Raw genomic sequence first — 12,469 nt, 5'->3', positions numbered from 1 at the left:
ACAGATCTACCCGTAGACAGAAACCGGAACCCCGAACTCAACCCGAGTGCATGTGGCACAAGGGCTAACTCGCCCAGTCGCCACTGGAACTTCGGGTTAGGGATTGGGGGTCGGCTTGCGGTGCTCCAACTGGATTCGGGCGAGCGGACCGGCTGCCACGCGGCCTATGCCAACCGGCCGAACGCGCTTGCGCACACTCAATCGTAAGACCATGAAATAATTACGTAAGCAATGGCTTCGGCCAACAGAACTCTCTTCGGTAATACGCAATGCAAAAGTCCCCCTCCCGTCTGCTCGAACTCGACTTCTTTCGCGGACTCGTCCTGCTGTTCATCGTGGTCGATCACATTGGCGGCAGCATTCTCTCGCGCGTCACGCTACACGCCTATGCGCTGTGCGATGCAGCCGAGGTGTTCGTGTTCCTTGGCGGCTTTGCCACCGCAACGGCCTACGCCAAGCTCGCCGAGCGCCGCACCGAGGCAGCCGCCCGGCATCGCTTCCTGCGCCGGTCGTTCGAGATTTATCGCGCGTTCCTCGTCACGGCCGGCCTGATGCTGCTGGTCAGTGCGGTCCTGATCGCCTTCAGCGTCGACGCACCGAATCTGACCATCACCGACCTCGACGATTTCATGGACGCGCCCCTCGCCGCGCTGCGCGATATCCTGCTGTTCCGGCGTCAGCCCTATCTGGCGTCGGTGCTGCCCATGTATGCGTTCTTCGCGCTGAGCGTGCCGCTCGTGCTGCCGCTCGCGCGCCGCCGGCCGTGGTGGCTGCTGGCCGGCAGCCTCGCGCTGTGGGCGGTGGCCCGCTCGTTAGGCGGGTATCTGCCCGCCGTCGAAGACACGCAATGGGACTTCAATCCGCTCGCCTGGCAACTGCTGTTTGTGCTTGGAATCCTGACGCGTTGCCAGCCGGTTTACCAGAAGATCAGCGCGCATCGGACAGGATGGTTCGTCAGCATGCTGGCGTTCGGCATTGTCGTGGCTGCTGCGTACTACAAACTGTTTGTTGAGCGCACCCCGCTCGACGGCAGTTTCAAGCAGAACCTCTCATGGCTGCGTGCAGGCAATTTTCTGGCGATTGCGTGGCTCGTCGCTAACCTTATCCGGCTCGGTTGGGCGAAGAAGCTGGCGCAATGGCTGCCGTGGGTGGGCATGATCGGCCGCAAGGGGTTGTTGTGCTTCGTGGCAGGCGCGGTGATCTCGCTGGTGGTCGATTCGCTGCTGTACACCGCCACCGACGGGTATCTCGACATACCGCTCGGGCTCGTCGCGGATGCCGTGGCGGTCGGCGCGCTGTTCGCGGTCGCATGGGCGTTCGAGCCACTTGCGCGAATGCTCACGTGGCGCGCCAGGGCAACGGGTGGCGTCTCCAGTTAAGGCCCCTCTTTCACCGCCATGTTCAGACTGTCACATTCCGCACTGCTTTCGCTCGCCCTCACCGCCGTTGCGGCGATGGCCTTAGCTGCCGCCAGCAGCACGTCCGCCTTCGCCAGCACGATCGTCAGCCGCAGTTTTCATGCAACCGCGCTCGAGCGCGACTGGGCCTACACGGTCTACCTGCCCACCGGCTATCGAATCAACGGCCCGCGCTACCCGGTGCTGTACCTTCTGCACGGCAACAACGGCAACGCCAACGACTGGATCTCACAGGGCCATCTGCAGAGCACTGCGGATACGCTGATCGAACGCAAGGAGATTCCGCCCGTTGTCATCGTGATGCCGCAAGGCGGCACGGACTGGTATGTGGATCGCAAGGAGCAAATGGAGACGGCGTTCTTCAGCGACCTGCTGCCCGAAATCGAAACGCAGTATGCGGTGGCGAATCAGCGCAACGGGCGGATGATCGGCGGAGTCTCGATGGGCGGCTTCGGCGCGCTGCGCTATGCGATGACGCAGCCGGAGCAGTTCTGCGGGGCCATGCTGCTGAGCCCAGCGATCTATCCAAACGAACCGCCGCCGACGTCAGCCGCACGCCGGGTCGGCGTGTTCGGCGAGCGCCAGTTCGATCTGCATGTGTGGCATGCGCTCAACTATCCGGCGCAATGGGACCGCTATATGAGCGGCCCATACCGGCTGCCGATATTCATCGGCGCCGGCGACGACGACCTGACGATCCAGGCCGACGCTTCCGTGCTCTATACCAACCTGCGGCTGGCGGGTAACCCGGCGGCGCTGCGCATCATCAACGGCGCTCACACGTGGGACGTCTGGAGCGCGTTGCTACCTGCCGCGTTGAAATACACCCTCGCCTGCGCCAAACCGGCAGCACAGCAGCCGCCGGACCATTAGTCCGGCAACGGCCGCCGCGCAAGCGCAAACCTGGGCGCTACCGCACCCAGTCTTTCCACAGCACCATCAGCACCGTCATCAGTGCGGGGCCGATGAAGAGGCCCAGCAGCCCGAAGGTCTCAGCGCCACCCAGAATCCCGAACAGCACCAACAGGAACGGCAAGCGGGTCGAGTTGCCGATGATCACCGGCCGCACGAAGTGTTCCGCGATGAACACGACCACGAAGCCGAACACAGCGAGGCCGACGGCCCACGCCATCATCCCCTGCGCGAAGAGCCACAGGGCCGCGCCGCAGAACACGATGGGCGCGCAGAACGGCAGCATGGCGGCGACCGCGGTCACGAACCCAAGGAGCGTGGCGTGCGGCACGCCGGCCACGCCATAAGCGATCCCGAGCAACGCGCCCTCACCGATCCCCACCACCACAAGCCCTGCCACCGTGCCGCGCACCGCGGCGGCCATCCGCTCGAGCAACTGCGCGCCGTTGCTACCGAAGGCGCGCCGCGCCCCTTTGAGCAATGCCCCCGAAAGGCGCGGTCCCGCCTGGAAAATAACAAATAGCGTAACCAGCATAAAACCGAACACCACCAGAATCCGGGCGGCGCGCGCGCCGAAGTGCCGGCCGAACGTGACGACGGCTTGACCGTGCAGCCCCTTCATGGCGGGTGACTCGCGCAGCGGCTGGGTGAGATTCGCTTGCCACCACGCGCTCACCTGCTGCGAGCCGAACGGCAAGCGCCGCACGGCGTCCGGCAGGGCGATGCCGTTTTCCTGCACGTCCTTGAACCAGGCCAGCATATCGTGCGCTTCATGGGTTGCCTGGCCGACGCCGATTGCAACCGGCAACACCACCAGCAAAGCAACGCCCAGCGTCAGGATGGTGGCGACCAGCGTGGTGCGTCCCGTGAACCAGTCGTGATCTTCGATTTTGCGGAGCAGCGGCCACAGCGCGATCGCGATCACACAGGCCCAGCCGACGGCCGGCAGAAAATCGCGGATGATCCACAAGGCCAGCAGCACTAGGCCGATGTACAGCGCCGCGGACGCCGCCTGCTGCATTTTCTGACGATTCGGTGGCTCAGATTTAGGCGACGCTGCGGGCGGGGGTATGACCATGTGACCTCTCTGAAATATGTGCACGAGCCGACCGGAAAATCGCAAACCAGCTACACTAGCCCCGGCTCGGCTCGTCAATGCTGATATCTTAAAGGAGTCAGCGCCTCACGCCCTCCGCCTCGCCAATTGCACGCCACCGCACGTCGCGCTGCAAACAACACTGCGTTGCAAAAATCCGCCCTATAAGAAAAAAGCGCACTGAGCGACCCGCAAACCCACGTCTTTTCGTATCTTCGCTGAAGTCAAGTGGCATTGTTGCTATTTCGAGAACAGTGTTTCAACTGGCACACAATGGCTCTCAGGCTCGCGCAGGAATACATTCGCCACACCACATATACGGAGCCGACGATGAAGACCATAGAGTCCTTCCCCCTTGACGGTGCCAATGGCGTACGTATCGAGATTCTGGAGCGCTCCGACACCACGCTGGTGATCCGCTGGGTCGAGCCTGGGCGCTGCCACTACGGCGAGCAGCGCTGGCGCCGCCGCTCCGCGCATACATCCGGCACGTGCGCGGTGTCGCGCCGCAAGATCCGTCGCGGCGATGCCGTGTTCAAGCCGGCCGAACGCCCCGCGCCCTCAAACGCCTCCGCGATGATTTCCGTAGAGACGCTGTGCAGCCTGGTTGGGGAATTGAAAGCCGCGGCGTAAGCAACGCGGAAAGTTAGTCGCGCCCCTGCGCGGTCTCGATCAGGAAGCGACAGACGGTGGCGTGCAGTTGTTGCACGGCTGGGCTTGTCGATAGCGCACGCCAGCAGCCGTGTACCAGTCCCGTGCCTGGCCACGCTTGAGCCTGGCCGCCCGCTGCACGGATTCGCTCTGCGAAGACGCGTGCGTCGTCGCGCAACGGGTCATGTTCGACACCAATCGCGAGAGTCCTGGGCAAGCCGTCGAAGCGGCCTGCATGAAGTGGTAGCGTCCATGCTAGCGCCGCCGTGTCATCGTGCCTTTCATCCCACCTGCCGCCCCAGTAAAGACGCCGGAAGGCGTAGACGTCGGCGAGACTCAGCATCGGCGCGTGCGCTTCAGTATCGCGGGCCGGCAACTGCGGTTCGGCGCCCAGCATCGGGTAAATCAGCGCCATGCCACGCACTCCGTCTATCCCGCGATCGCGCAACGCCATCGCCACACTCGCCGCCAGATTGCCGCCCGCGCTGTCACCGGCGAGCTGTAACGGCGCCGGCAACGATGCGAACGGCAAGCGGCCTTCGAGCGCCGCGAGGGTGACTTCAAGGCAGTCGTCATGCGCGGCGGGCGCGCGGTGTTCGGGCGCGAGACGGTAATCCACTGCGATCACACATAGGCCCGTATCGGCCGCGAGGCGCGCCGTCACGATCTCGTGACTGTCCAGCGAGCCGACCACAAAACCGCCGCCATGAAAGAACAGCAAGGTGCCCATTGGCTCTGGACCTTGCGCACTAGGGCGATACAAACGCAACCGGATTGAATGGCCCAATCGCGTCCGGAAACTGGCGTTCTCCACTTGCACGCCCGCAGGCAATGGCGGCGTAAAGGCGGCGGCGTAGCGATCGTAGATCGCGCGCTGCTGCACGGCCGGCAGTGTTGCGGTATTGGCGGGATAGATCGCGTAGGTTCGTTCGACGAACGCAGCGATTTCACGCTCGAGCATGGTCCCGCTCCTTTGCACTCCGGTGTTCTGTGCCCGCGAACTAGCCGCGCACTTTCGCCGGCAAGCCGATCACGCTCCGCGCGTAAGTCGGAGGAGGTAGCGCTGCATGCGCAGTCGCGAGTGCATGCACGTGCCCGGAGACATCGTCATCGAACGCCACTGACCGCGGGCCGCTGGTATCGACGTGCAACAGCATCTGTTCGCTCGCCGCTACCGGTTCCGCGCCACCATCGGCAAACATCTCGAGGTACAGATGCAGGCGCTTCGCGTCATGCGCAAGCAGCCGCATCTCGACGCTTACCTGAGCGCCCTCCTTGATCTCGTGCAGGTAATTGATATGCGCCTCGAGCGTGTAGATTGAACGGCCACGTGCACGGCGAACCGCATCGGGCAGACCAATCTGATCGATCAGCTCATCAGTTGCGAAGCTGAAAATCAGCATGTAGAACGCGTCGCGCAAGTGGCCGTTGTAGTCCACCCACTCCGCGCGCACGGTATTGCGGTATGTGGGTAGCGGTACGTTATTCGGCATCTTCAATGGTCTCCCTTGCTCGCACAATGACTCTCAAGGCTACCGCGGTCAGTCTTCCGGACGCAAGCCGTGACGCGCCTTGGTCTCGTCTATCGCCGCGAGTACGCTGGTGATGCAATCGTCACGATAACGCTCGAGTGCCTTTATCGAACGCGGCCCGACCTGTTCGGCGGTGCCGTCGACCACGCGGTCGATCAGTTCGTCCGTGAGCTTCGGCGCCACCAGTTTGGTCCACGGCAACTCCAGCGCCGGACCGAACTGCTGCATGAAATGGCGCATCCCCGCATCGCCGCCGGCGAGCGTGTAGGTCAGGAACGTGCCCATGAACGACCAGCGGATCCCCGCACCGAAGCGGATCGCATCGTCGATCTCGCCGGTCGTTGCCACGCCTTCGTTGACCAGATGCAGCGCTTCGCGCCATAACGCTTCGAGCAGACGGTCGGCGATGAAACCCGGTACTTCCTTGCGCACCCACAGCGGCCGCATGCCGAGCGAACGATAGATCCTGATGGCCGCTTCAATCGCAGCAGGCGCCGTGCGCTCGCCGCCCAGCACTTCCACGAGCGGCAGCAGATACACCGGATTGAACGGATGCCCGACCACACAACGCTCGGGATGAACGGCTCGCGCATAGAAGTCGCTTGGCAGCAGACCCGACGTGGACGACCCGATAATCGCGTCCGGTTTCGCGGCACGGCTGATCTGCTCGTGCAACGCGAGCTTGAGCTCTTCTCGTTCAGGTGCGCTTTCCTGAATGAAATCCGCCTGCGCCACGCATTCTTCAATTGTACTAACAAACCGCAAACGATCCTGCGACGCCCCCGGCGCCAACCCGACCCGCTCCAGCGCGGGCCACGCGTTCGCGACGTTGTCGCGCAACTGCTTCTCGGCACCGGGCGCCGGATCCCATGCCACCACATCGAGTCCATGAGCCAGCGCGCGTGCCACCCAGCCACTGCCGATTACGCCTGCCCCGATTGCTGCAAATGTCTTGATATCGACGATCACTGCCATTGCTGACGATCCTTTGCGAAGAGGTGTCGGTTGTGCATCTTCATGCGAATTGTTCGACCGCACGGCGTTCCAGTAGCCGCTCGCCGCGCGCCAGCAGACCGAGCTTCTTGCGCCCTTCCGCCGGAGTGAGCGCCCGTCCGCCAAGCCGCTCGATGATCTGGACCGCGCGCTGTACCAGCGTGCCATTGGTTGCGTGAACACCCTTGTCGAGCCAGATGTTGTCTTCGAGGCCGACGCGCACATGGCCGCCGAGCAGCATCGCCTGGGCCACCATCGGCATCTGCATGCGGCCGATGCCGAAGCCCGCCCAATGCGCGCCGGGCGGCAGATTGTCAGCCATGGCCTTCATCGTCGTCGTGTCAGCGGGCGCTCCCCACGGAATGCCGAGACAGATCTGGAACAGCGGCGGCGCATCAAGGAGTCCTTCCTTTAATAACTGTTTGGCAAACCACAGGTGCCCGGTATCGAAGATTTCCAGTTCCGGCTTCACGCCCAGTTCCTGGATGCGTTTTGCACCGGCACGCAGTTGCGCGGGTGTAGAAACGTAGATGTAATCGCCATCACCAAAATTGAGCGTGCCGCAATCGAGCGTGCAGATTTCCGGCAATAGTTCCTCGACATGGGCGAGACGCGTGAGACCGCCGACCAGATCGGTGCTCGCGCCAAAGCGCATCGGGTCCTCGCCGGGGCCGATCTCGAGATCGCCGCCCATGCCTGCCGTGAGGTTGATGATCACGTCGGTGCCCGACGATCGGATGCGGTCCACCACTTCCCGATACAGATTCGGGTCACGGCTGCCACGCCCCGTCTTTGGATCGCGCACATGGCAATGTGCGACGGTGGCGCCCGCTTTCGCGGCTTCGATCGCGGCCTCGGCGATCTGCTTCGGGGTCACCGGAATAGCCGGGTGTTTGCCGACGGTGTCGCCTGCGCCGGTGACCGCACAGGTCACGATTACTTCATGGTTCATGCGTGCCAAGTCCTGTTCGTTCGTTTGTTTGTTTGTTTGTTTGCAGATTCAGCTTGCTGCGGCAGTGTTTTGGACTTCTTCCTTTGCGTAAGTACGCCGGTCAAAGGCCGAGATAAGCCTTCACCGCCGGCAACCCATCCTTGCCGTCATAGGTCTTCACGCCCGCGAGCCACGCGTCAAGCACCTGCGGGTTCTTCTTCAGATAGTCTTTGGCGGCATCAGCGGGCTTTTCCTTGTTCATCACCGATTGCATGACAACGTTTTCAAGCTGGGTCGTGAAGTGCAGGTTGCTGACCAGCTTGCCCGCATTCGGGCAGCGGGCCAGAAAGTCCGTCGAGGTCAGCGTGTAGACGCGCGCATCGCCATCGTTGGGGCCGAACACGCCATCGCTGCCGCTCAGATACTTCATGTCAATGGTGATGTTCATCGGATGCGGTTCCCAGCCCAGGAACACCACCCATTTCTTGTCGCGCACGGCGCGATCGACCGTCACCAGCATGCCTGCCTCGCTCGACTCGATCAGCTTGAAACCGCCGAGGCCGAACTGGTTGGTCGCGATCATCTTCTGGATCGCCGCGTTCGCACTACTGCCGGGCTCAATGCCGTAGATCTTGCCGTCGAGTTCGGCGCGATGCTTTGCGATATCCGCGAAGGTCTTGAGGCCCGCATCGTATTCGTAGGTCGGCACCGCGAAGGTGGCCTTGGCGCCGGTCAGGTTAGGCGGTTGCAACACGTTGATCGCCTTCGCGTCGACGAACGGCGCAATGGCCTTTTCCTGCACCGGCCACCAGTAGCCGAGCGAAGCGTCGAGCTGCTTGGTCTTGAGCCCGGCGAACGAGATCGGCACCGAAGCCACGGTCGTCACCGGCTGATAGCCGAGCCCTTCGAATACGGTAGAAGCGAGTGCAGTGGTGGACGTAATGTCGGTCCAGCCGATATCGGCAAAGCGCACCGCGCGGCAGGACTCCGGATCCTGCGCGAAGGCCGGCTGCGCAAAAACGACCGCGGCGGCAAATGAGGCAACAGCGGCCGCAAGACAGACGGGCAAGGCTTTGACGCTCAACTTCATGACATTCCCCTTTCGGACACGTTTGATTGCGTGTTTCGAATCAGGCCGCACAGCGGGCGGCCAACCGGACATGCTGGACTGCGTGGTGTGACGTAAAGGTACAAGCTCATATTCTGCGCAAAGCGACCGTCAGCGACCCGTTCTTGCCTCGCCGCGACCATGAGGGAAAACCAGCATGGCGGCAGGTGCGGTGCAGCATCGGCCACACGGCACAATGAGGGGGCGTTTACAACGTCATGGCGGCGAATATTGACGAACCTTGCCGCCGCGTGCCCCGCTTGTTACGCTTTTGCCCGTTCCCCAAAACGCTTGCCCACGCCCGAGTCGCCGCACGATGCCCGAAGATATTTCGTTTCTGTTGCTGCCGGGCTTTTCGGCGATCGGCTTCATGTCAGCAGTCGAGCCGTTGCGGGTGGCGAACCGCTTCCGCGACAACCTGTACCGCTGGCATATCCTCAGCATCGATGGGGCGCCGGTGGCCGCAAGCAACGGTATTTCGCTGAGCGCCGAGGCGGCCTTCGACGCGGTCAAGCACGCGCAAACACTGTTCGTGGTGGCCGGGTTCGAGCCGCTCGCCTGCTATACGCGCGGGCTCGGTAGCTGGCTCAAACGGCTGGACCGTGAAGGCGCGACCTTGGGCGGAATCGACACTGGCAGTTTTATTCTCGCCGAAGCGGGCCTCTTCAGACCCGCAGACAGCCTGACCTTGCATTGGGAAGCGCTGTCGGCGTTTTCCGAGCGCTATCCGTCGCTTACGGCCAGTCAGGAACTGTTCGAGATCAGCGGGCACCGCATCACGTGTGCAGGCGGCACGGCGTCCATCGACATGATGCTCGACCTGATTGGCCGCAATCATGGCGCGGCGCTGGCGTCCGCTGTCTCGGAGCAGTTTGTGGTCAGCCGGATCCGGCAGCGCTCGGACCATCAGCGTATGGAAATCGCCGCACGTTACGGCGTGCACAACCGTAAGCTAATCCAGGTAATTGGCGTGATGGAACAGCATATGGAAGACCCGCTCGCACCGGACGAACTCGCGCAGGAGATAGGCGTGACGCGACGGCAACTGGAGCGGCTGTTTTCCGCTGCGCTCAAGGACACGCCGACGCATTTCTATCAGCAGCTACGGCTCAATCGTGCGCGTGAGTTACTGCAGCAGACTGACATGACGATCACGTCGATCTGCGTGGCATGTGGGTTCGAATCGCCGTCGCACTTTTCGCGCACCTACCGGGCACGGTTTGGGGCAAGTCCGCGCAGGGATCGTAGTCCGTTGGGGAATGCGGGGGTGGCAGATAAGACGGAGGCGCCGCCGCAGAACGTTACCGTGGACTGACCGGCGGAAACCCTCACTGCAAGGCGGCTGGGTAGCTTGGGCGCCCCGACGACAGTCCTGGCCAGCGGCGCTCTCGCAGATGCAATTTAGAACGAATGCCGCATGCCGATCCGCACGTCCGCCTGCGTGCTCGTCGTGGACGGCGTAAAGCTATACCCGATCACCGCATCCACGCCGCTCGATGCCTTCAGATAGTCGCCGGAGATATACACGTCCGTGCGCTTCGACAGCAGGTAATGCAGCCCGAGCGTGCCCTGATTCCAGTGGTGTCCCTCGAAGCTCGTGTACTGGTAGCCGCCAACCGCACTGAAAGACGGCGTGATCTGCCAGTTCGCGCCGCCTTCGCCGACCTGCATATGCGACGACTCGCCGTTGCCCTTGATCGTCGTGTACGTATAGTCCGCGTTCAACGTCACATTGCCGATTGCATAGCTGGTGCCGACGCCGAAAGTGCCCTGCTTGTCGACCGCAAACGAGGTGCTCGAATAGAGATCGGTAATCGCACCGGTGGTCGGATTAACGCTGATTGTCGGCCGACCGAGGAAGGTGCTCGTGCCGATCATCGCGTACGGATCGAATGCGTAGATGCCGAATGGATTGTTCAACTGCGTGTACGCCATCCCCATCGTGAACGGACCGTTCGCGTAGTGTGCGCCCAGGCTGTAAGCACTGTTCTGATGGAAGTCGCCCGCGACGCCACCGAACGAATACAAGCCGCCAAAGGTAAAGCCCGAGAAGTCATTCGAGAGGAACTTCACCGAGTTCGGCAGGCGGTCGCCGTTGAAGCGATCGAAGTCGCCTTGGTGGATCGCATAACCGCTGCCCCATGCCGAGATGTTGTAGATCGACACCATCTCATTGGTCAGGTCGAGCTGATTGCCGAACGACAGCGTGCCCCATTGGTTCTTCAGGCCGACATACGCCTGTCGGCCAAATTCAGCGCCGCCGAAGGCCAGATTTCCCGTGCCGAGGTGAAAGCCGCTTTCAAGGACGAACACCGCAGACAATCCACCACCCAGATCTTCGCTACCCTTGAAGCCAAAGCGATTGCCATACGCGATGCCATCGTCGAACTTCTCGACGTGCGAGCCCCCGGTATTGCTGACATAGGTGATGCCCGCATCCACAATCCCATACAGCGTGACGCTGCTTTGGGCCTGACTGACGGTGGGGACGCTGGCGAGCGCGAAGGCTACGCCGGACAGTGCTGCGGCACTCTTTCTTTTCATTGTGTCGTTCTCTCTTGCCTTTGTCGATGGGAAGAGCGTTCCGCGCAGAAAGCAGCGGAACGGCCCGAGCTTGCTGGAATGACGCGCCGTCTTTGGAGCGCTCGCCGCGTGTTTGCACGCAATCAAAGCGACGATGATGGGACAGTACAAGCCCATATTTCCGGCAACTCGACCACAGGCGACGCCGATTGGTCTGATTGCGACAACGAGGGAAAATGCTAAAGAAGTGCCGCGATGCAACGAGCATGACGCGCTTCTTCAGGAGCGCTTGTCATGCTGTTTGTTGACGCTAGTGCAGCCCTAACGACGCTTGAACCGCATGCAAACCATCTGCACCACTAATGGTCGTCACGCCTTTGAGCCACGTTGACAGCAACTCAGGATTGGCCTGCAACGCATGGAGCGCGGCCGTATTCACATCGACTTTGTTTTGCAGCACATTGGTAATGATCTGGTTTTCGAGGTCGACGTTGAACGTGACCTGCTGGAACAACTTCGCGAGGTTCGTACATTGTCCCGCGAAGCCCGCTCGCGTAACCGTGTTGACAGTGGCGCCACCGTAGTTCGGGCCGAAGTACGCATCGCCGCCCGAGAGATACGTGAGATGGAACTTGGTGTTCATCAGATGCGGTTCCCACGCGAGAAATACTATCCACTTTTTGTCCCGCACCGCCCGTTCCACCTGGGTCAGCATGCCCGTCTCGCTCGACTCGACCAGCTTCCAGTCACCGAGGCCAAACGCCTTGTCGGCAATCATTTTCTTGATGTTCTGGTTAGCCGGCGCGCCCGGTTCGATGCCGTAGATCTTGTCGTCGAACTGGTCCGCGTGCTTGACGAGGTCCGCGAACGAATGCACGCCCGCAGCGGCAACATAGTCCGGCACGGCGAGCGTGAACTTCGCATTGGTCAGGTTGGCGTGCAGTACGTCGACCGAATGTTCCTCGACGAAGGGCTTCACCAGCGGCCCCTGGGCAGGCATCCAGTTGCCGAGGAAAACGTCGATCTGCCCTTTCTTAAGGCCTTGATACGTGATCGGCACCGACAGGTTGGATACGTTCTGCTGATAGCCCAGTCCCTTCAACAGCAGACCGGTGACGGCATTGGTCGCGTCGATATCGGACCAGCCCGGATCGGCCATACGTACCTGCGTGCAGCTTTGCGGGTCCGCCGCAGTGGCCGCGACGCTCGCGAGGCCGAACAACGAGGCTAATAACGTGGAAAGCAATAAAGTCCAACGTCGTTTCATGGTGAGCTCCGGTACGGTCAGTTTGTTAAATTTCGCTC

Annotated in this window: 12 protein-coding genes; 4 read left to right on the top strand and 8 right to left on the bottom strand. The window is 61.9% G+C overall.

The window, feature by feature from the left end:
• Window positions 1-269: 269 nt before the first annotated feature.
• Both P3T40_RS17670 and P3T40_RS17665 read left to right on the top strand, forming a co-directional pair.
• Window positions 270-1,379 (top strand): OpgC domain-containing protein, encoded by a 1,110-nt coding sequence (locus P3T40_RS17670; RefSeq protein WP_429269012.1) that lies wholly within the window; start codon window positions 270-272, stop codon window positions 1,377-1,379.
• A gap of 75 nt (window positions 1,380-1,454) precedes the next feature.
• Entirely contained in the window at window positions 1,455-2,291 is an 837-nt protein-coding gene (locus P3T40_RS17665; RefSeq protein WP_429269021.1) for an alpha/beta hydrolase, read from the top strand.
• A gap of 37 nt (window positions 2,292-2,328) precedes the next feature.
• Here the strand turns inward: P3T40_RS17665 and P3T40_RS17660 are convergent, their stop codons facing one another.
• Window positions 2,329-3,408, bottom strand: coding sequence for an AI-2E family transporter (locus P3T40_RS17660; protein WP_429269011.1), 1,080 nt, complete (start codon window positions 3,406-3,408; stop codon window positions 2,329-2,331).
• A 348-nt stretch (window positions 3,409-3,756) separates the two neighbouring features.
• On the opposite strand from P3T40_RS17660, the gene P3T40_RS17655 reads away from it, so the two are divergent.
• Window positions 3,757-4,059, top strand: coding sequence for a DUF3331 domain-containing protein (locus P3T40_RS17655; protein ID WP_429269010.1), 303 nt, complete (start codon window positions 3,757-3,759; stop codon window positions 4,057-4,059).
• A gap of 13 nt (window positions 4,060-4,072) precedes the next feature.
• Here P3T40_RS17655 and P3T40_RS17650 read toward each other — a convergent pair whose 3' ends face one another.
• The 5 genes from P3T40_RS17650 to P3T40_RS17630 all read right to left on the bottom strand — a co-directional run bounded on the left by P3T40_RS17650 (window position 4,073) and on the right by P3T40_RS17630 (window position 8,623).
• Entirely contained in the window at window positions 4,073-5,038 is a 966-nt protein-coding gene (locus P3T40_RS17650; RefSeq protein WP_429269009.1) for an alpha/beta hydrolase, read from the bottom strand.
• Window positions 5,039-5,078: 40 nt separating this feature from the next.
• Window positions 5,079-5,570: a thioesterase family protein gene (locus P3T40_RS17645; RefSeq protein WP_429269008.1), complete on the bottom strand. Its 492-nt coding sequence runs from the start codon at window positions 5,568-5,570 to the stop codon at window positions 5,079-5,081.
• 48 nt (window positions 5,571-5,618) lie between these two features.
• Complete coding sequence (locus P3T40_RS17640) at window positions 5,619-6,584, bottom strand: L-carnitine dehydrogenase (protein WP_429269007.1); 966 nt, start codon at window positions 6,582-6,584, stop codon at window positions 5,619-5,621.
• A 40-nt stretch (window positions 6,585-6,624) separates the two neighbouring features.
• Entirely contained in the window at window positions 6,625-7,554 is a 930-nt protein-coding gene (locus P3T40_RS17635) for a 3-keto-5-aminohexanoate cleavage protein (protein ID WP_429269006.1), read from the bottom strand.
• 100 nt (window positions 7,555-7,654) lie between these two features.
• Complete coding sequence (locus P3T40_RS17630) at window positions 7,655-8,623, bottom strand: choline ABC transporter substrate-binding protein (protein ID WP_429269005.1); 969 nt, start codon at window positions 8,621-8,623, stop codon at window positions 7,655-7,657.
• Window positions 8,624-8,957: 334 nt separating this feature from the next.
• Between P3T40_RS17630 and P3T40_RS17625 the strand changes: the two genes are divergently transcribed.
• On the top strand, window positions 8,958-9,956 hold the full coding sequence (locus P3T40_RS17625) for a GlxA family transcriptional regulator (protein WP_429269004.1): 999 nt from the start codon (window positions 8,958-8,960) through the stop codon (window positions 9,954-9,956).
• A gap of 86 nt (window positions 9,957-10,042) precedes the next feature.
• Here the strand turns inward: P3T40_RS17625 and P3T40_RS17620 are convergent, their stop codons facing one another.
• A complete protein-coding gene (locus tag P3T40_RS17620; RefSeq protein ID WP_429269003.1) occupies window positions 10,043-11,185 on the bottom strand; it encodes a porin in 1,143 nt (380 codons plus the stop codon).
• Between the two features lie 289 nt (window positions 11,186-11,474).
• Complete coding sequence (locus tag P3T40_RS17615; RefSeq protein ID WP_429269002.1) at window positions 11,475-12,431, bottom strand: choline ABC transporter substrate-binding protein; 957 nt, start codon at window positions 12,429-12,431, stop codon at window positions 11,475-11,477.
• Window positions 12,432-12,469 lie beyond the last annotated feature (38 nt).

Origin of the sequence: Paraburkholderia sp. EB58 (assembly GCF_050436665.1) — a bacterium.
Classification (GTDB): domain Bacteria; phylum Pseudomonadota; class Gammaproteobacteria; order Burkholderiales; family Burkholderiaceae; genus Paraburkholderia.
Note: the sequence above shows the minus strand (reverse complement) of the source record. Positions and strands in the feature narration are given on the sequence as shown.